Source organism: Chryseobacterium sp. WX (assembly GCF_029542485.1).
In the GTDB taxonomy this organism is placed as follows: Bacteria; Bacteroidota; Bacteroidia; order Flavobacteriales; family Weeksellaceae; genus Chryseobacterium; species Chryseobacterium cucumeris.
Genome location: NZ_CP120710.1, coordinates 3,246,622 through 3,267,891 on the forward strand (window position 1 = coordinate 3,246,622; position 21,270 = coordinate 3,267,891).

Consider the following 21,270-nt stretch of genomic DNA (forward strand, 5'->3'; position numbering starts at 1 on the left):
ACAATGACAACAAAATTTGATTTACTCGTTGTAGGAGGTGGAATTTTAGGAACATTCCATGCTTATCATGCACTGAAGAAAAACCTTAAGGTAGCTTTACTGGAAAGGAATTCTGTTCCTCAGGGTGCCACGGTAAGAAATTTCGGACAGGTAGTACCTTCCGGAATGGATCTTAAATGGCAGAATTTCGGAAGGGAAAGTCTTGCCATATACAATGAACTTCATAATCAGGCAGACCTTACCATCAGGCAAAATGGCTCCATCTATATTGCTTCCAATGATGAAGAGCTTCAATTGATTGAAGAGCTATATGAAATCAACAGAAATAATGATTATGAATCTGTTTTATTATCTAAAAACGACTGCATCAAGAAGTTTGATGGTCTTCGTTCAGACTATTGCAAAGGAGGTCTGTTTTTCCCACAGGAACTTTCCGTAGATTCTGCAGATATGATTGTAAAGCTTCACAAGCTGCTTCAGGAAAAAATGGGCTTACAGATCTTCTACAATACATCTGTACTGGAAACCCATGAAGATGATCAGAAATGTACAGCGGTAACGGCTGATGGAACGGAATTTAACGCTTCCAAAATCATAATCTGCGGTGGACACGAGTTTAAAACTTTATATACTAAAGTATTCAATGACAGTGATCTGGAAGTGAGTAAGCTGCAGATGCTTCAGACCAAACCACAAGGAATCTATTCACTTCAGGGAAATATCCTTACTGGACTTTCTGTAAGAAGGTATGAATCTTTCAGCGAATGTCCTTCTTTTCAGAAGATCAAGGCTTTAGAAGATCCCAATTCATTTGAAAAGAAGTATGGAGTTCATATTTTATTCAAACAGGCTCTTGACGGTTCTGTAATCATAGGAGATTCTCACGAATATGCAGATGCCAAAAATGCCGATGATTTGGGGTATGACCTTAATATGGAGATTGATGAATTCATGATTCATGAGGCTAAGAAAATTATTGATCTTCCTACGTATGAAATTCAGAGGAGATGGTTCGGAATCTATTCCCAGTGCAAAACAAAAGATATTTTTGAGCACAGCCCATCTGCCAATATTCATATTGTAACAGGGATCGGAGGAAAAGGAATGACGGGAAGCGGTGGCTTTTCCAAATTTAATATTGAAAAAATTTACGCATAAAATTCAAATGAAAAATATAGAATTACTCGTTCTGGATATGGCCGGAACAACAATTGATGAAGATAACGTAGTCTACAAAACACTTACCAATGCTGTAAATGATTACGGCTACGCAGTAAGCCTGGAAAAAGTATTATCCAGCTGTGCCGGAATGGAAAAACTGGAAGCGATCACAAGTCTTTTAAAAGAAATCAATGGGAACGAAGAAGATGCTCCTGCTATTTTTGAGAATTTTTCTGACCAGCTGAAAGAATCTTATCAAAATCTGGATGTAAAACCCATCAACGGAACGCAAGATTTCTTATTGAATATGAGGTCTCAAAACAAAAAAATTGTTTTAAATACAGGGTATACCTCAGAAATCGCCCACCAGCTTTTAGATAAACTCAACTGGAAAGAAAGTATTCATTTTGATGCTTTGATTACTGCTGATGATGTTTCAGAAAGCCGTCCAAGTCCTGAAATGATTCATCTTGCAATGAAGAAATTCAATATTACTGAAGCTCATAAAGTTTTAAAGGCAGGTGATTCTGTGATTGATATTGAAGAGGGCAAAAATGCAGGCTGTGGATTAACAGTAGCGGTACTTTCCGGAGCTCAGAGTAAATCAGAGCTTGAAAAGGCAGCTCCTGATTATATTCTGAATACGATTTCTGAAGCTGAGGGAATCCTTTAATCCATTTTTTCAGATTATTTTTAAATACTTCTTGACACAAATGTTTCCATGGTTTTTCTATTGGAAATGTTTGTGTTTTTACCGCCCCGTCAAAAATTCTTTGAATTTTCGACAGCCCTCCGGAGGAGGGGAATGTAGTACGGATCATTAGGTAATTGTTATAACCGACATATTCAGAAACCTTTTTTGATCTTCTATTCACAAAGTATGTAACTTAAAATAAACAGAGTCATTTTTCTTTTGTGGCTTTTGTGGTTAATATCTAAGCTTTTTTCGGTGATCTTTTTAATTATCAATTAATTAACTTTCCGTTCATAAATTTTTACAAATAGTAAACTAATTTTACAATAGTTAAAAATAAATTACTATTTGTAAACTTTCACAATTCTAAAAACCCTTTTTCCCCATGAAAACAAAACTATTGTCAATGGCTGTTGTAATGAGCTGTTTCCTTGGAGCTCAGACCAAAAAAGTTCTTTTTATCGGTATTGACGGATGCCGTGCAGATGTCATGATGTCTACCCCAACTCCCAACATCCAAAACCTCATTAGTCAGTCTATTTATTCTATTGACGGGCTTTGCGCTGCTACTACCTGGAGCGGAAACGGATGGAGCACCATGCTTACAGGCGTATGGCACACCAAACACAATGTTCAGGACAATAACTTTACCAGCCCGAACTATGTCAACTACCCTGATTTTTTAACCAGAGCAGAGACTTATAATCCCGCACTAAGAACCATTTCTCTGGCTCATTGGTCACCTATTAACGACAAAATCATTCAAGCCGCTGATGTAAAAAGTAATCTCGCAACGGATCTTGCAGTGAAAAATGCAGCTGTTACAGCTTTACAGAATGATAATCCGGATATTCTCTTTGTAGATTTTGATGATGTAGACCATGCCGGACATTCTTATGGATTCTCATCCACTGTTTCTCAATATGTCAATTCTATTAAGACTACAGACTCTTATATTGGAGAAATTGTGACTGCAATGAAAAACAGACCTTCTTATAATAATGAAGACTGGCTGGTTGTATTAACCACAGATCATGGAGCGATCGAAAGCTCTCATGGAGGTGGAAATCTTACCGAAAGAAATATTTTCACGGTGTATTCCAATGCTGGATTTATTCCTCAGCAGATCACCAAAACTGTTCTGGAATCCAATAAAACATTCAATCAGTTGAATTTCCCGGCAGGAACTTATGCAAAGCCAGCAAGCCAGACTCCTTTTAATTTTGGAGCTAACCAGGATTTCACCATCGAGTTTTGGGTAAAGTCTAATGCAGCTTACTCCAGTGATCCGGTGATGATCAGTAATAAAAACTGGGCTAATGGGAAAAATAAAGGATTTGTGTTCTCAGGATATTCAGGACAGACTTTCAAAATGAATATTGGAGATGGAACGAACAGAATTGACCTGGTAGGCGGAAAAGTGGAAACAAATAAGTGGAAACATATTGCGGCAAGCTTTGACAGAGATGGTCTTGTAACATTGTACGAAGATGGTGTTCCGGTAACTTTTGCTAAAATGAATACCATCGGAAATATTGATTCCGGGCTTCCTTTGAGTTTAAATCAGGATGGAACCAATGCTTACGGAATTAATCTGGCGGCTTCTTATAAAGATGTAAGAATCTGGAAATCGGCTCTTCCCAATGATGTTATCGTGAATTGGGCGAACCAGGATATTACAACTTCACATCCTTATTATTCTCAATTATTAGCCAACTGGAAGTGTAATGGAACTTCAGGAACTACATTGACAGACTCTGGTCCAAACGCCAATCATATGACTGTGACAGGTTCTCCTACTTATAATGCCAATACTGTTAACAATTTTAAAGTGTATGATTACACCTCAACGACAAGAGAAACGGATCATTTCCCTACGGTATTGAACTGGCTTTGTATTCCGGTACAGTCTTCATGGGGAATAGATGGAGTGAATAGAATTCCGGCATGTTCCAAAGAAATATTGGCAGCAAAAGAGAGCAGGGTAATCGCTGAGGATTTTAAAATTTATCCGAATCCTGTTTCAACATTCATTGGAATCCAATATCAATGTGAGGATAAGGAAATTAAAGCAGAAATAATAGACAGTAAAGGATCAAATGTTTTAACAACCCATTTAAAGTCTTCAAGAGGTTTTTACGATGAAAAAATCAATATCGGAAATCTTCCGGCTGGGGTGTATTTCATTAAAATCAACGGAAGCAAAAAAGCACTGACCAAGACATTCATCAAGAAATAAAACAGTAAAGCAATTAGATTTAAATTTGATATTAGAACAAGGATATTCCTATCCGAGTTCTAATATTTTTTTGTTTATGCAAAGATCAACTCCATTCTGACATCTGCACGGTCGTACTCGGCATGACCTATAGGGATATGGATAAAGCCCAGCTTTTCGTACAACTTAATAGCCGGAACAAGGATAGAGTTGGTAACTAGAAAAACTTTTTCTGCCTTTAATTCTTTTGCTTTTTCCACTAGAGCATTTCCCAGCAGATAGCCTATTTTTTTTCCCTGAGCTTTAGGACTTACTGCCATCTTTGACAGCTCAAAAGTAAGAGGATGATCTTCCGTTTTTACCAATGCGCAGGTTCCTACAACTTCTCCATCCAGCAAAGCAAAGGCTATATGTCCTCCTTTATTTAAAATCTCTTCTTCCGGATGATCCAGCAGTTTATAATCTCCCGCTTCCATTACAAAAAATGTTTTGATCCATTCTTCATTTAAAGCTTTGAAGGCTTCTTTATACTGAGGTTCATACGTTATAATTTTTACTTCATTCTTGATATCATTCATCACTATAAGGTTTATTAAATTCTGTTTTTTATCATTTTTCCCAGCTTTTCCAGATCACTTTCCACTCTGTCTGTCCATTCTAATGCATAATTCAGGCGCATACAGTTCTGATACTGATTATATTGCGAAAACATCCTTCCTGGGGCAAAGTTTACTTTCTGGCTGACCGCCAAATCATAAAGATCTTCTGTGCATATTCTCTTATCCAGTTCCAGCCAGAGCATAAAACCGCCTTTGGGTTCTGAGATTTTGGTATTATCCGGAAAATATTCAATCACCGATTTCTGGATCTGAAGGTAGTTGGCGTATAATTTTTTTCTAAACATTCTAAGATGATGATCATAGCGTCCGTGGGCAAGAAAATCTGCAATCACATCTGAAAACAAAGAAGGTCCGCTCACCGTCTGAACCAGTTTTTGGCGAATAATTTTCTCTTTAAATTTTCCAGGTGCTACCCATCCTACTCTAAATCCCGGAGCCAATGTTTTGGAAACCGAGCCTACCCACATCACAATTCCTGCTTCATCATAAAACTTACAAGGCTTTGGTCTTCCTGCTCCGAAATAGATGTTTCCGTAGACATCATCTTCTACCAAAGGAACATTGTGTTCGGTAAGCATTTTAACCAATTCTCTTTTGTTTTCATCCGGCATCTGAAATCCTAGTGGATTGTTATAATTTACCACAAAACAACATGCAGACAGCTTTGGAAGCACTTTCTTTAGAGCATCCAGATCCACTCCTGTAATAGGATGCGTAGGAATTTCTACTGCTTTCAATCCCAATAATTGAATGGCCTGAAGAATTCCAAAATACACAGGGCTTTCCACTGCCACCGAATCTCCCGGTTGCGTCACGGCCATTAAACAATTATAAACGGCATTCATCGCTCCGGAAGTGATGACCAGATCATCTTCTGTGATTTTCCCTTCCATAACCATTGACCATTTGGCAATTTCCCGGCGCAGCACTTCGCTTCCCTGCACGGGTTCGTAGTTGGTTCCGCTGTCACTTTTCCTTTTCATCACATCAATCATGCATTTTTTCATCTTGGCTACCGGAAGAAGACTTTTCCCCGGAATTCCAAGAGCAAATTGTGTAACATCTGTTCCTCCGATACTTCCGAACACCTTGTCAATCAAATCCTGAGGGGTATTTTTACCTTCAGAAACCTTCATCTGTGTCACAGAAGGCAGCGCCAGTTTTCGCTGGGAAGTCTGGCTTACATAATATCCATATTTCGGACGTGATTCTACCAGCGAACGGCTTTCGAGTTCCATATACGCCTGTTTTATGGTATTCAGACTTACATTATATAATTTCTGGGCACTTCGCAATGAAGGAAGCCTGTCCCCAAACTGCAGAGTTTCACTTTTAATCTGCTCTGTGACAGAATTGGCTATTTTAAGGTACAGAACATCTTTAGACATAGAATCCGGGTTTTAAGTAAATGTACAATTTTATCCTGTTTTTATTCAGGATTCAGCCAACTGATCATACTGTTGATACTGCTTTTTAATTGCTCCGGATCCTTGAAATTGGATGTATTATTATTTTTGCAATATCTTTCAGTCCGGGAATAAAAATTCCTTTTTTCTGATTCCGTCATTCTATTTTTATCATAGATTTTAAAAGATATTTCATCCTTTTCGTTGATGATAAGACTGGCAAAAGCAACAGTTTCTTTTCCGTTTTTAGCCAAAAGAAAAGGAAGTCCGAAATTCTGATCTACCTGCTTCAAATTCTGTGTTTCCAGAAAAATGTTTTTCAGCACCAACATGTCTGATACATAAGCCTCAGCATATTGAAACTGTTTCTGATGTTGAGTGATTGTTTCCATATTTTCTTCTTTAGCTAAACAAAATTATGGAGTATTTAAATTTGGACACAGATACAGAACTATAGAATATTATGGGTACAGATTTTTTATCTGATCTTTTTCCTGTCGCATATAAAGCAGATTTTGTCTGGAAGAAATCCTAATTCGCACAATTGATAATAGCATAGAAATAAAAAACAGACTGTTTCTATCTGAAACAGCCTGTTGACAACTATTTAAAGTCTCATGGTTATTGTTCTGCTTTTTTAAGAGCTTCTTTGATTCCTTCCAGTCCGTCTCCGAATTGCGCAAGCAGTGCTACAATCTGCGACATTCTATCATTTTCACCCAGTCCTTTCAGGGTTTTATTTTTAACAAAGGTTTTCTTTATTTCATTCCAGCGTTCTGTTTCTTCTTCTGAAAGAATTCCTATCAGTTCTTTCAGTTTCAGCATATTGGCTTCTGCTCCGGTTGTCAGTGTCTGAGATTCATTCTGATAGTGATTCAGGACAATCTGGGTAACTTCATTATCTTTAAGAATAGGCTGTATTTGTGCAATCAGCTTATTCATATTACGGTAAGATCCCTGCAGTTTGAATGGCGGCTCATTTCTGTAATCGTCTGACATAGCTGCGGACGCGATATATTCTTTGTTCACCTTCAACACCATATTTCTCACTGTGATTGTGCTTTTCAGTACTGATCTGAAATCTGATATTTCACTGGAGCTGAAATTTCCTTTCAGGTTATCGGCAGGATTATCTGTAAGTACACAATCATAAAGTTCATACAGGTTTTCCATTCCCGGATTGGTCAGCCTGGTCAGATATTCATTAGACATTAAAGCATTTTCAATAAGACTCAGGTCAAAAAGATCTGTTTTCGATCCGGATATTTCTCCCAGATTGTATGTATCTGAACGGTTGGCCAGCATGTCCGGAATTTTAAACTTTTCTCCACTCTCTGTGTATGGATTTCCAGCCATGACAAGGCAGAATCTTTTGGATCGAAGGTCATAAGTTTTACTTTCTCCATTATATATTCCTTCAATCTTTCTCTGTCCGTCTGCAAGAGAGATGAATTTCTGTAAAAACTCAGGATTACAGTGTTGGATATCATCAAGATAAAGCATAACATTATCTCCCATTTCCAGCGCAAGATTCAGTTTTTCAAGCTCTTGTCTTGCCCCAGCATTTTTGGCTTCAGAAGGGTCTGTTGATACAATATCGTATCCTAAAGATGGTCCGTTGATCTTCATAAATACCAGTCCCATACGCTCTGCCATATATTCCATCAGGGTTGTCTTTCCGTATCCGGGTGGAGATACTAGAAGAAGCATTCCCATTCTGTCTGTTCTTTTGTCTGAACCTGCTGTTCCCAATTGCTTGGCAAGATTCGCTCCGATAAGAGGAAAATAAACATCATTAATCAGTTTATTTCTCACAAATGAGCTTAATACCTGAGGCTTGAAAGTATCCAGCTTCAATGCTTTTTTCTTTTCATCTACCCAGTTGTATTTCAATTCCTGAAGCTGTTTGTATTTAGGAACGGTAACTGTATTAAAATGGCTAAGGCGGGATACAAACTCAAAGTAGTTAAGATGATATTCTGTCTCTTTTTCAAGCGACTTCAGCTCTTTTATGGCTACTTCATACGCAATGTGTCTGATATTTTTCGGATCAAATTTTTGGGTAATGATAAATGCTGCCACCTCCGGCATAATATCCCGGTTAACCTCTGAACCAAAGGCCTTTACCGCGCTTTCCGCAATATAATAACATGCCTTAGGATATTCATACATCACCTGTAGCTGGCTAATAAACTCAAGGTCTTTGCCTTTTTCCTTCAGTTCTTTCAGGAACAATTCATACAATGCTGCTGCTTTTTCTGAAATCAGGAAGTTTTCTTTATCTTCCTGTTTCAGGTAGGTGGCAGCATTGATACAATCCGTTTCTTTAAAAATACCATGGGCTGATGCAAAAGATTTCATTTCTTCTGAAAGTTCTCTGCTTAAATACTCAAATCCTTGCTTTATAGTGAATGATTCAGCAATAATAGCGGCTGCTTCAAACTGTTTGGTATAATATTCTTTTTTATCATTTTCCAGGAAAAACCAGAAAAGCTGTGCTAATGATCTTTCCTCTGTTGTGAACCTCATCAGTCCCAGTTCATTGTGCATCTGCTGAAGTTTCAATACAATTATCTCAGCATCTTTATCATGAATTCCTTTTACCAGTCCTTCTCCGAAATGCTCTGCTGTAAACTGCTGTACAGCCTTTTCGTTTTCAGCCTCTGAGGTTATTTCCTTGTGAGCGGAAAACACATTCCAGGCGAGGTATTCAAATCTTTTTACTTTGTTATTTTCTGAAACAAATTCCTGATTCCATACTTCTTTGAATTCATCAGCTGTGAAGTTTAAAGGTTCATAAAAGCTGGTTCCGGTAAGGTGGTAGTAATATTGAGCATTTCTTAGCACCAAAGTAAGGTCCAGCTTCTGCTGATTGACTGCAAATTTATAGTCTCCCAATGCAATAATGCTTTCCCCGTCTGCATAGATCTCTTTTTTATCTTTCAGCTTTCTAACTGCTTCCTGCTGCTGGGTTTTTAACATGGTCTGAACCTCCTCCGACTTTGCTGAATCTTCCAGTTCTGCGAGCTGTCTGGAGAGATCTCTCACTTTCTCCACCATCAGATCGGCGGCAAAATAGCCATTGATCTCATTTTCTGAGTCAAAAGATTCTGCTTTGGTCTGTACGGATTTCAGGATTCTCTGTGCAGCATCAAAAAGATTCTGCGTCCTTTTATTTCTTGCTTCGGTAAGCTGTACCCTTTTATTTTGGAAATGTCCGTAAACCTCTTCTCTTTTGGTTCCTATCTGCTGAATGAATTCTTCGAAATCAATAAATTTCGTTTCCATTTCTTCCAACTGAATAGAAAGTTTGGTCAGATATTCATCACATTTCTCAGGAGTTTGCGAAAGCTCCAGAAAATTGATCACAGACTGGTCAAATAAGGTAATCTGAGCCTGAAAATCTGAAGCCAGTTCTTTCCCTGAAATTTCTCTTTTTCTTTTGCTGAGTTCAAGTCTTTCCTGATTCAGTTTTGCAAAAATCAGAGAGATGTTTTCAATAATCTTGGTAGACTGGGAGGTGTCTTCAATTTTAAGGTTATTAACGATATCCACCAATAATTCAAGCTGCCCGGAAAGGGTATTGATATTTTCTTCAATTGTTTTGGCATCAATGGCTTTCTGTAATCCAATGATATCTTCGGAAATCTGCTGTGCTCTTTCTTCGTATGGCAATAATGCTCCTTCCTGAAGCAGAAATTCTACACAGGCATTTGAAAGTTCTGTGTAACGGTCTGCAAGGGATTTTTCCAATTTATCCAGTAAAGCAGTGTCTGCATATTTAAGCTCTCTTGCTCCTGTCACTTCACCCCTTAAAGCTCTGATCTGAGAAAGGGCATCAATATACTCTGTAAGCTGAGAGTAATGAAGCCTTTTGGTATCATCAAGAATTTTCTCACAGGACTGTTTTATCTTTTCTAAAGCTTCTTCTGTATTTTTTCTCTGTTCTACTACTTTTTCGTATTCATTGATGGCAGAATGGGCAATCGCTCTGATCTCCTTCAATGGTGCATCAAGCTTCTGGACCTCATCTTCCCCAAGGAAATAGTAAGTATCCAGAATAAAGGTTGAGAGCTTTACGATATCATCATATAAACCACTGTAAGAGTCTTTTTTGTTCAGAAGGGTGATCAGCTCCTGACTCTCTGCCATTACTCTTACAATATCCTTATTTCCTATTTTGTAAAGTAAACTGTCTGCTTTTTCAATATTGGGTAACAGTTCTTTAGAAAAAGGAGTCTGCCAGATCTGAGACAGATGATGCTTTGTGGTTTCGATGCTTTCTCTCAGATAGATCAGTTTTCCATCATGTAAAAACGTAAATCCACTACAACGGATCGGAGTTTCTATGGTCTGGGTGATGATATTGTAAGAAATAAGCTGATAGTTATTCGTTTTATCATCATAAAAAACATACAAAAAGTTCTCTCCGTTCGGTTCCGTAATGGTTTTCAGATAGTAAAGCCTGTTCTGATCCTGAGAAATCACTTTTAATCCTCCGGTCTGAAGCGCATATCCGTTTGAAAACAATACCCCTTGATTTTCGGGAAGCAAAAGTCCCGAATATTTAAGAGCATCTGCTCTGGAAACGGTCTTTTCTTTGTGGTTATAAATAAAATAGCGTTCTGTTTCCTGATAAGGCTTTATCTTAAACAAAACAAGATTATCCAGATCACAGAAATGAATCTCTGCATCATCCAGATTCTGATCTTTGTGAATGACATCTTCAGAATAAATTCCCTTCCCGGTATCTGTATTGTCTTCTACTTTGATGGTAATATCTCCACCGATGCTTTCTACAAAAACTTTATCTGCTAAGGAAATATGAGGATGTTTTCCGGATCTCTGCATATCTCTTGTTGCCTTTGTCCATACAAAGCCATGCTGCTGAGGATATGAGGTTTCGGAGGCACTTCTCGAATCGATATACGTCAAGTGATTCCCTTTAATCAGCCATTTAAAGGCTTTGATATCTGTAGTACTTTCCGACAGCTGAAAAACCATATAAAGATAGTTTTCCGTGAAGGTAAATCGGGCAAAGAAAGTATTTCTGTAATATTTGTAAAGGTTTTTAAACTCGTCAATGAAAACCTCATCATTGATCAGGGTGTGATCCTGAGGTTCAAACCGGTCATTATTGATTGTATATATTGAAAAAACGTCCGAAATATTGATTTCCGTCTGAAGTCCCAGATGTGCATTAGACCCGAAAATCAGGTGGTCACCCAGTGAATAGATATCTTTGGCAATACAGCTGTGATCCGTAGAAATTCTTTCATTGGCTACAAGCGAAAAATCGACTCCGCCAAATATATTTTTACGGTTTTCATTAAGCTGTTGAAGTCTCTGAATCAGATCATTCTTCTGCTCATTTAAACGGTTCTGAATAATTTCGTAAGTTCCGGAATTAAGTTGTTCTGACATCGTTTTTATTTAGGTTGTCATGACTGCTGAATTACAGCAGGTCTTTGTATAACTTGTGGTACTTTGAAAATTTTTTTGGTATAAACCTTATAGATTTTGGAAACCTATAAGGTTTGAGTGTTAGAATCTTTTAAGCATTTAAAGCACTCTTGTATTAAACATGGTTGTTATTCACCGGCTTGTGCTCCACACCCAGGTGTTTAGCCATGTCCAGAGCTCTTTCCAGAATACCTTTTTCCTGTTGATTGGCTACGCCATTCAGTTTAAAGATCAAAGAAGCAATGCTCATATTTTTGATGTCATCAGAAGAGATTTTATATTTATCCACCATTCCCATCACTTTTCCGATGATATTTTCTCCATCACCCAGAAGGTTTTCTTTTACAATCTGTGCATTTTCACTGTGGCTGATGAACTTATCCAGTCCTTTTCCTGCAGAAACCTGTCTTATAACATTGTCGAAGAAAGTATTGTCCCCTCCGACGATATCAATTTTTGCAGATTTGAAAGCTTCCGCCAGTACCATAGACTGCGCTTCTGCGATATCTTTCTGAATAGCGATCTGAGCCAGTTCCACATCTTTTTCTTTGGCAAGCTGAAGACGGAATTCTTCGTGATCTTTTCCGGCATCATTCAGTTTCTTCATGGCTTCTGCTTTCTCTGTGATTCCTGCTGCTTCTGCCAATGCTTTTTCTTTGATGACTTCCGCCTGGGCAATTCCTTCTTTTTTGTTGGCATCAGCTTTTTTCTCAATAACAGTTGCTTCTGCAACGCCTTGTCTTTCTGCAGCATCTGCTTTCGCATGCATTACCTGAGCTTCTGATAATCCTACGGTTGCTTCTTCTTTTGCTTTCGCATCTGCAATGATCTTACGGGCTTCAGCTTCTTTTTCTGCTGCATCTCTCTTCGCCTGTGCTTCAATTACATATTTCTGCGCATCTTTTTCTGCTGCCAATCTGCGGGATTCTGCAGCTCTTGTTTCCTCGATCAGCTTTTTCTCTGCTTCCTGAGTGGCAACGGTAATTTCTACCTGCTTGTTTCTTTCTGCTGTTTTGAAGGCTTCCAGATCTTTGATTCCCTGCTGCTCTTCCACTACGGTTTTCTCCATGGTTAATCGCTCGCGGATCGCATCCTGAATACTTTTCTTCTCCAGCTCTATTGCTTTCTCTTTTTCAATCTGAGCAAGAGAGACAATTCTTTCTCTTTCTGTAGCTTCAAGGGCTTTATCTTTTAATACTCTTTCTGTTTCTACCAGATCTGCACGTTCTTTATTTTTAGCAGCAATAACGACCTGACGAAGTTTATTTTCTTCTGCAATCTGCAATTTTTCTTCTGTAGCAATACGAACGGTTTCATATCTCAGACGTTCTTCTTCTTCTACTTTCAGAATTTCCGCATTTTCTCGGGCTTTGATATTGGCCACTTCTCTTTTTTGAGATTCTTCTTTTTCTGCCAGCTGTTTTTCAAGTTCCAGAATGGCTTCTCTGGCTTCTACATTTTGTTTTGTAATGGTTTTTTCTTCATCACGACGAACCTGATTGGCTTTAATATTTTGGGTCGCTGTAAGTTCAGTAATTTTCTTAATTCCTTCTGAATCAAGGATATTATCTTTATCTAATTTATCAATTGAAGTCTGCTCAAGGTAGTCTATCGCACAGTCATCCAAGACATATCCGTTAAGATCTGTTCCGATGATATCAAGGATTTCCTGACGGAACTCGCTTCTTGCTTCATATAATTCTGTAAAATCAAATTTCTTTCCTACTGTTTTAAGAGCTTCTGAAAATTTAGCTTCAAACAATTCTCTTAATGTCTGGGCATCAGAAGCACGCTGGCAACCAATAGTTTGCCCTACATTCACAATATCATCTACTGATTTATTGACACGGATAAAAAATGCCACCTGAATATCTGCTCTCATATTGTCTTTGCAGATCAAGCCTGCTCTTCCCTCTCTTGAAATCTCCAGTTTTTTTACGGAGATATCCATAGATTCCATACGATGGATAATAGGAATAACAATACCGGCATTAAAGAAGACTTTTGTACCTCCATAACCAGTTCTTAAAATAACAATTCCCTGAACAGTTTTTTTATACATCGATAAAATCCAGAAAATCAATCCGATTGATGCTACCACAGCAACAACAATTCCAGCAATTAAAGGTAAGTTCATAGTTTTATAAGTTTATAGTTTATATAGATGTGTTTTTTTTGTTTTTATAAGAATTGGAAGATGATATCCTGGATATAATTCAGCAAGAAAAAAAAAATGGTTAGCATGGTTATTAGTTTTTTATTTTAATATCTTATTGATTTCTGTACATAGTAAATCCTTTTTTCGGGTTCCTCATCTACAATCATAACCCGGGTTCCATGCTCCAGCCTGCTTCCGTCTTTACTTCTCACCATCAGCGTCATAGGATCGCTTCCGATAAAGACTTCCATCATCCCTATTTTATCATCCTGAATGCTTGATTTCAGGCGGCCTTCTCTTCCTAAAAAGGCGTACGATAATTCACCTTTATGATTGATTTCCTTAAAAAAGGGATTCAGCGGTTTCAGAATGATTTTGGTTAATAGCATTCCTCCAATCATCATTGGAAAAAGGATCAGTATTCCTGCCCAAGTAGGAAGAGGTACGAAATAATTCAGATAAAACGAGCCCAGCCATGTGATCAGCAATGAAAGTGTAAGAAAATACGTGACCGGAACGATATCCAGATTCAGAAATTTCAGGAAATGCATCCAGGCTGAAGGATCATGATCGGATGCGTGAAGATGACCGTCCGGAGCTTCTATATCAGCATCTGCATCCAGGTCGGAATGAATTCCTACATCGATATCCAACCCTGTAAGAATGGTAAAGAGCCAATAGACCACTGAAAGCCCGAGAAGGACTGTCAGAACCGTATTCACCGGAGAAAATGCTATATTTAAAAATTCCTGAAAGGTCATATATTAGCCTTTTTTAAGGGTTTCTTTTAATCTGTTTAAAGCTTCTTCAGCTTTTGTATCATTACTGTTTACCATGGCATCGATCTCTTCATCAATGCTTTTTCCTGATTTTGAAAGGTCAGAATAAGCTTCTGCAAGGGCTTCCTGCTGTACAACACGATCCTTCAGTTTTTCCAGCATGCTTACCGCGCTTCCGGTATCCATCTGAGTCATCTTCTGATTGATATCTTTTGTGGCTTCACTCACCTGAACTCTTGCTTTCAGGGTTTTCAATTCATTTTCCCATTTGGTAATGCTTGATTTCAAATGGTTGATATTACCCTGTAACTTCTCGCAGTCAGCAAACAGTTTCTCATGTTCTTTCTGAAGAGCTGTTGCCTTTTCCAATGAAGAGGTCTGTTTTTTCAGTGCTTCTTTAGCAAGACGGTCTGCCTCAGCGGTTTCCACTTCTCCTTTTTCGGCTTTCTGAACAATGACTATAGCTTTATTATAGTAATCTTTGGCTGTTTGCTCTTCAGTCTCTGCTTCATTTTTTTTGCGTATGGCAAGAGCTTTCAGCTGAGCGAGAGCTTCTATACTTTTTCCCAGCTGTTCTTTCATTTCGCGGATTCCCTGTTCCGTTAAATTGATTGGGTCTTCAAAGCTGTCAATCACAGAATGGATTTCTGCTTTTCCTATCGTTAACAATCTTTTAAAAATGTTCATTTTAAATATCTTTTGTGAATTACTTACTCATTTCAAGCATTTCCGTTGTAAATTCCCCCACAAGGATTCCTAAAGAATTGATGGAAGCCATCACTTCGTTTTGCGCCATATTATCGGTTGGGAGTGTATCTCTGAAAATCACCCTTCTTCCGCTTCCGTCCAGTACAAATGCTCCGTGAACGATGTCTCTGTTTTTCTGAAGGAGTCTCAGAAATATTTTTTCGGATGGATTTTTGATTTCAAAAAGAAACTGTTCCATGATCAGAATAGAGTCTGATATTATAAGAATCATGTTTTTTATTCCGTTGGATTCTTTTTCGATGATTAAGATTCTCTGAGCCTCATCTTCCAACGTGATGTTAAACTCATAATCTAACAACCACTCTTTGACCGTTCTGAATATTTGATTTCTCATGATGGCTGGTTTAGTGTTTTATTTTTCGTCTAGACAAATATAAAATAAAATTTTCAAAATGCAAATATTATTAGCAAATAATTGTTTCAGATTCTCTATCTTTGCAAAAAAGATTAGACAAAATGAGCTTCTTTGGAACTAATATTAAAAAAATAAGACAGGTTAAAGGACTAAGCCAAAAGGCTTTTGCTGATTTATTTGATTTAAACAGAGGAGTAATAAGCTCTTATGAGGAAGGGCGTGCAGAACCTAAGATAGAAACTATATTAAAGGTAGCTAATCATTTTAACCTTAATCTTGACAAATTACTGACAGAAATCCTCCAGGTAAACCAATTAGTAAGCGTTTCTGATATAGATCAGCTGATGCTTTTCCCGGAGCTGGCTATTCAAAACAGCAAAGAAGCAAAGACAGACATAGAAGAAAATAATCCAAACACGGCAGTAATGCAAAAAATATTAGCATCCGTTGATCTTTTGTATGAATTTACTTCTGAAAAACCTTTGCTACCACAATATCAATACGGTGATATTCTATTTCTGAACAAAGCAGATCAGAAAACAGAATCTATCAACCATCTTCTTATTTATCAGGATGGGAACCTCTCATATGTTACTGATAAACAAACAATAACCAAATCTCGTACGGAATATTATAAAATTGTAGGATACGTTTCTACTACTGAGAAAAATATTTTCACCAGTATTTTTGAAAGGCTGGAGAATCTTGAAAAGAAAGCCGATAACAGATAAAATAAATACGTACACGATTAGATTATTCTTGTAAAATCAAAATTATTCCTTTCTTCTTTTTATTGTAAAAACGCAAAAACTAAACTTTTGTGTAGTAGTAATTCTCTCCCATACCTATATTTTTGTTTCTAAAATATAAATAATGGAAGAGCAATACTCCCGAAACAGGCTATATGTAAAAGAAGAGGAGCAGAAGATTATCAAAGATTTTTCTATATTACTTGCCGGATGCGGTATTGGAAGTAACATAGCAGAATGTGCCTTACGTTTTGGTTTTGAAAACATTACACTCGTGGATGGCGACACCATTGAATTATCTAATCTGAACAGGCAGAATTATACCTACCAGGATATTTCTTCTTATAAAGCAGAAACCTTATATCACCGATTGAAAAGCATTAATCCCAATGCCAACATTCGTTTCCACAGTGAGTTTATTACTAAAGACAATGCTGAGGAAATCATTGGAAACCATAACATCGCTATCAATGCCCTTGACTTTTCAACAGAAATCCCAATTATTTTCGATAAGATGTGTCAGGAAAAAAACATCCCTGTTCTGCACCCTTATAATCTGGGCTGGGGAGCATTGGTTATGGTAATCAGCGAAAATATGGGATTGGAATCTTTGCAGAAAGATGAAGAAAACTTTAATGAATTAAATGTTGTTCAGTACGTATCCAGCCACATGAGATATTGGGGAAACCCTCAGCAATGGCTTGAAGATATTGTAGAAAGTTACATTAAAGAAAACAAACAACTTCCTCCACCGCAATTATCAATTGCTTCATTTCTTGCAGCAGCAAGTTGTGTAAAAATAGCGTTCAATATTGCAACGAATCAACCTGTAAAAAAATTCCCGGAATTTTATTTAACAACTGTTAATTAACCAATTAGCAGCTATACGCAACCTTTTCATTATACTTTATCATTAGCATATGGCCTCCTCTTTTGGAGGCTATATCGATAAGACCGGTTTCACAAAGGGCTTCCATCCTCGCTATCTGGTCTTGTACTGATTTTATACTCCCTAACACTTCATCAAACCCTGCAATGGTTTCAATAGCATTTCTTATAATTGCAGTAAGGTCTTGAAAGCTATCTCCGGAAATATCAATACGATCTATATAATTTTCCAGTCTGCTTCCTTCCCTGTATTGAGGATAGTTTTCCAGTCCCATGAATGCAAGCATCCATTCTTTATTATAACTTCCTAACGTTTTGGCTATCCCAATATAATCAGCAACAAGTTCATCATGAAGATTATTAGAAGCGCGGCCATATCTTTTTAAGGTGTACCAATGAGTACATTCATGCTCAAGTCTTATGGAATAGGAATATGCTTTCCATTCATCCTCTGAAAGCCCCAGATGAGCTGCCTGAACATTACTGTAAGGTTTTGTACTTACTACAATTATCTTGTCTTTATAAAGCTCCGGATTGGGCAGAATATTTTTGGAAAATTCATTATTCCAGCTGTTTGAAGGATGATTTTCTCCCCATACTTTTTTTAAAGCACGAATTCTCTCCCAGTTATTGATTCCGCTGGCAAGAAATGCTCCCATAGAGGAGGGAATTGGTATTGGATTATTCTTGTAGAGAAGGCTTTGTGCAATGGCAACAAAATCCTGGCTGTCGTTTATCGAAATTACCGGAATAGTACCTGAAATATCCTTGTATAGTTGAATTGATAGGCCTTCAGCATGATTCAACAGTAAATGTGATGGTAAATTTTTAAAAGTCTCTTTTCCTTTCAAAACAGCATGGATATAGTCTTCTGTTGTATTTATTTCTGTCTCTATCGGAAAGTAGAGTTGAGGATAAAAATCTTTTAAGATCTGAAAATGAGACTCATCTGTTTTTTCAAGGTAATATTTCCAGAATTCCACACAGCCATTTTCTTCAAAATCTACCGTTTTTACTCTCTCTGGAGAAAATTTGTTCTGCAGATAGGTCTCAAGTTTTTCTATATTTCTAAGTACGGACATCTATTCTATTTGTACATTAAGCGATCTGTCTTTTTGCCAATTGAGAGAAAAGTCCTTCAAGCTCCATCAGCTCATCATAGGTTCCCGTTTCAACAATAGTTCCTTTATCCATCACATAAATACGGTCTGCATTTTTAATAGTACTTAATCTGTGAGCGATAATGATACGGGTTGCCTGAAGTTTATCAAGACTTTCTGAGACAATATTCTGGGTTCTGTTATCCAGCGCACTGGTAGCTTCATCCATAAATAACAATCGTGGCTTATGAACGATTGCTCTCGCAATCATAAGACGCTGTCTTTGTCCTCCTGAGAATGTTCCCGCTCCTTCACTTACAACGGTATGCATTTCCATAGGCATTTTTTTGATGTCTTCTTCCATGCCAGCCATTCGCGCCGCTTCCCAGGCATCATCTAATGTCAATTCTGAATTTCCTACAATGTTTTGATAAATACTTCCGGACATCAAAGATCCATTTTGCAGTACAACACCGATCTGTCTTCTAACCAATTCTTTATTCATTGAATCAAAAGAGTCTCCATCAAAATAAATAGATCCCAGTTCAGGATATTCAAAGCCTAAAAGCAATCTCATAATGGTAGATTTCCCTGAGCCTGAAGCACCTACAAAGGCAACCATTTCCCCTGGCTTAATTTTAAAAGTAACATTATTCAGGACCAGAGGCTGATCTTGATTATATCTGAAGGAAACTGAATTCATTTCTATATCTCCGGCAAGTTCTCCCGGATCCACGCTTTGTTCTGCAGATTCTGTCTCCTCTTCCAAAATAGGTTTTACTCTTTCATACAGAGTGACAACATTGAGAGATGTTATTAAAGCCATACTCAGCTTTAAACTATCATTCAGGAACTGATTAAATGCTGTAATGAATGCCATAAATGCACCTACCGTTAACATAGCCGTTGTGGTATCAGAATTAAGCACGGTATAATACAGGAAAGAGAAAAAGAAAATGCTTGTAAGAAGTGGATAAGAAGCGTTAAATGTTTCCACAAAGTTCTGATAACTTCCTGAAATAAATCCTAATTTTTTTAGCTTCGAAAACTTATCTGCCCAAAGAGCGAAAACCCTTTTTTCTCCACCTGTTATTCTAATTTTAGAAATCCCTGATAAAAATTCAAACAGAAACCCTTGTATTTCTCCCTGATATTTGGAAACTTCTCTATCATATTTCAATTTCAAACAGCCAATAGTAATCATGAAAATAACTGCAATAAGGCCTAATATTACGCCCATCACCGCTAGCTTTGAATCATAGTAAAAGAGAAGTGCGAGATTCACAAAAGAAAATGCCCCACTCAATACCGCTGTCATCAGTGTGCTTGAAACAATCTGACGGATTGCATTGATGCTTAAAACTCTGTTTGTAAGATCTCCTGCACTAAACTTTTTATAAAAAGTAACGGGCAATCTCAGCATGTGGTCCATAACACCTGCCTGTAAATTAATACTGGATTTGGTTTCCAACCTTTGCTGTAGAACTCCTTTAGCAAGATTTAATCCCGCTGTAACTAAAGCCATCATAATCATAATGGAAAAGATCTCAATATGAAGAGACCTGTCTGCTGTAGGAATTACATCATCATACATCATTCCTGATAAGATGGGTATTAATAATCCCATCATACTTCCTGCTAAGGCAGCAAAAATCAATAATTTTGCATCTTTTCTTACTCCTTTTGTAGCAAAACGGGCTACTTTCTTTATGGAATTCATTTTTCCGTCAAACCCAGAGAAGAACATATAACCAATTGGCTCTAATGTTTCTGCAATCTCATTATTTACGGTGGATTCTATACCAGTAGATAGGTTTTTTATAATATAGCTATTGGATGTTGCCTGTAATAAAGCTACAGGTGTTTTGTCTTTTTTTGTAAATGCTAGGAGATGGCCATTTTCATCTTTCCACCAGGTTCCCCTCAGTATAATTTTTCTTATTCTTATTTTAGAACTTTTGGCTATGGCATATAATTGATTCGTAACACTATTTTCGTAAGATTCTATATGCTTGGGTTCATCCATTTTAAATCCGGACTGCTCTCCGATTAACCGACAGGTAGAAAAAAGAATATTTTTTTTGTTAAATAGGGTTGAATTCTGGATATGAACACGTTCATCATTCCCCGCTACAATAGACCTTATTTTCTGTAATGTAGCTCTGATTCCCTCTTCTTCTATTAAAAGTTTCTCCTGAAAATGTTTACTTTCTTCCTGTTTCTGGGTCTCTATAATGGTATTAAGCTGGTTGTAAAAATGTTCTTCCAGCTTTGTTAATGAAAGCAAAAAGTAAATTTCATCCTGCAGGACTTCTCTTGTACTTAATACTTTCACTTCAGTACCATCAGTTAGCGACCTGATCCACAGCTTATTAGATACCGGAGTGAGAAATCCAGGAAGCTTATCATAGCTAATATTTGTACTTTCCGCATATATGTTTACTTCTCCCTTCAAAATATGTATCCAATTGATTCCACTTGAAGGGAAGGCGATACTATTCTTTTCTAACTGCGTTATTTTATAATCATCTAATGCCTTGTAAACTCTGGGGCTATTGCTATTGCATACGATAGAGGTTGTTTTTGAGATCCACTTATTCATCATATTCTTTAAAAAGAAATGATCCATCTCCAGAAGGTTGCTCTTATCAATTGGCAGTAGTTTGGCTTCATTTGAAAAAGCAATAAGCCTTGTATTATTTCCAGTATTGTTTTCTGTTAACAAACTGAATATGATTTCTCCTTTCTGCACTGTATAAAAGTGCTTTAACGGGATAAGATAATTGCCTTCTTCATCAACTTTAGTATAGAATACATTTACCTCACCTGAAAGCACCATCCAAAATTTGTTGATATTATTTAGGGTAAAAGGATTTTCAACATTTATATATATCTTTTCTTTTACGGGCAT

Annotated in this window: 15 protein-coding genes; 5 read left to right on the plus strand and 10 right to left on the minus strand. The window is 37.3% G+C overall.

Annotated features, from left to right (window positions below; translation table 11 throughout):
- Positions 1–3: 3 nt before the first annotated feature.
- From PZ898_RS14585 to PZ898_RS14595, 3 genes are all read left to right on the plus strand, one after another.
- Positions 4–1,158 (plus strand): TIGR03364 family FAD-dependent oxidoreductase, encoded by a 1,155-nt coding sequence (locus tag PZ898_RS14585; protein ID WP_277693621.1) that lies wholly within the window; start codon positions 4–6, stop codon positions 1,156–1,158.
- Between the two features lie 7 nt (positions 1,159–1,165).
- A complete protein-coding gene (locus PZ898_RS14590) occupies positions 1,166–1,834 on the plus strand; it encodes an HAD-IA family hydrolase (RefSeq protein ID WP_062673735.1) in 669 nt (222 codons plus the stop codon).
- A gap of 406 nt (positions 1,835–2,240) precedes the next feature.
- Positions 2,241–4,094, plus strand: coding sequence for an alkaline phosphatase family protein (locus PZ898_RS14595; protein ID WP_277693622.1), 1,854 nt, complete (start codon positions 2,241–2,243; stop codon positions 4,092–4,094).
- Positions 4,095–4,168: 74 nt separating this feature from the next.
- On the opposite strand, the gene PZ898_RS14600 is transcribed toward PZ898_RS14595, so the two are convergent.
- From PZ898_RS14600 to PZ898_RS14635, 8 genes are all read right to left on the minus strand, one after another.
- On the minus strand, positions 4,169–4,651 hold the full coding sequence (locus PZ898_RS14600) for a GNAT family N-acetyltransferase (RefSeq protein WP_216443630.1): 483 nt from the start codon (positions 4,649–4,651) through the stop codon (positions 4,169–4,171).
- Between the two features lie 14 nt (positions 4,652–4,665).
- The gene (locus PZ898_RS14605; RefSeq protein WP_120232278.1) at positions 4,666–6,081 is read right to left on the minus strand and encodes a PLP-dependent aminotransferase family protein; all 1,416 of its coding nucleotides are present in this window, start codon (positions 6,079–6,081) and stop codon (positions 4,666–4,668) included.
- 41 nt (positions 6,082–6,122) lie between these two features.
- Entirely contained in the window at positions 6,123–6,491 is a 369-nt protein-coding gene (locus PZ898_RS14610) for a hypothetical protein (protein ID WP_277693623.1), read from the minus strand.
- A 229-nt stretch (positions 6,492–6,720) separates the two neighbouring features.
- Entirely contained in the window at positions 6,721–11,523 is a 4,803-nt protein-coding gene (locus tag PZ898_RS14615; protein ID WP_277693624.1) for a DNA repair ATPase, read from the minus strand.
- A 154-nt stretch (positions 11,524–11,677) separates the two neighbouring features.
- On the minus strand, positions 11,678–13,699 hold the full coding sequence (locus tag PZ898_RS14620; RefSeq protein ID WP_062672688.1) for a flotillin family protein: 2,022 nt from the start codon (positions 13,697–13,699) through the stop codon (positions 11,678–11,680).
- 125 nt (positions 13,700–13,824) lie between these two features.
- Positions 13,825–14,481, minus strand: coding sequence for a hypothetical protein (locus PZ898_RS14625; RefSeq protein WP_062672690.1), 657 nt, complete (start codon positions 14,479–14,481; stop codon positions 13,825–13,827).
- A 3-nt stretch (positions 14,482–14,484) separates the two neighbouring features.
- Positions 14,485–15,186, minus strand: a complete 702-nt coding sequence (locus PZ898_RS14630; RefSeq protein WP_277693625.1) for a PspA/IM30 family protein — start codon at positions 15,184–15,186, stop codon at positions 14,485–14,487.
- Between the two features lie 19 nt (positions 15,187–15,205).
- Positions 15,206–15,601: a hypothetical protein gene (locus PZ898_RS14635; protein WP_034693957.1), complete on the minus strand. Its 396-nt coding sequence runs from the start codon at positions 15,599–15,601 to the stop codon at positions 15,206–15,208.
- Positions 15,602–15,723: 122 nt separating this feature from the next.
- On the opposite strand from PZ898_RS14635, the gene PZ898_RS14640 reads away from it, so the two are divergent.
- Positions 15,724–16,353 (plus strand): XRE family transcriptional regulator, encoded by a 630-nt coding sequence (locus tag PZ898_RS14640; protein WP_062672694.1) that lies wholly within the window; start codon positions 15,724–15,726, stop codon positions 16,351–16,353.
- A gap of 142 nt (positions 16,354–16,495) precedes the next feature.
- Positions 16,496–17,242 carry a ThiF family adenylyltransferase gene (locus PZ898_RS14645; protein ID WP_062672696.1) on the plus strand — a complete coding sequence of 249 codons (747 nt, stop codon included), beginning with the start codon at positions 16,496–16,498 and terminating at the stop codon, positions 17,240–17,242.
- A 4-nt stretch (positions 17,243–17,246) separates the two neighbouring features.
- On the opposite strand, the gene PZ898_RS14650 is transcribed toward PZ898_RS14645, so the two are convergent.
- Both PZ898_RS14650 and PZ898_RS14655 read right to left on the minus strand, forming a co-directional pair.
- Entirely contained in the window at positions 17,247–18,341 is a 1,095-nt protein-coding gene (locus tag PZ898_RS14650) for a hypothetical protein (RefSeq protein ID WP_277693626.1), read from the minus strand.
- A gap of 16 nt (positions 18,342–18,357) precedes the next feature.
- The gene (locus PZ898_RS14655) at positions 18,358–21,270 is read right to left on the minus strand and encodes an NHLP bacteriocin export ABC transporter permease/ATPase subunit (RefSeq protein WP_277693627.1); all 2,913 of its coding nucleotides are present in this window, start codon (positions 21,268–21,270) and stop codon (positions 18,358–18,360) included.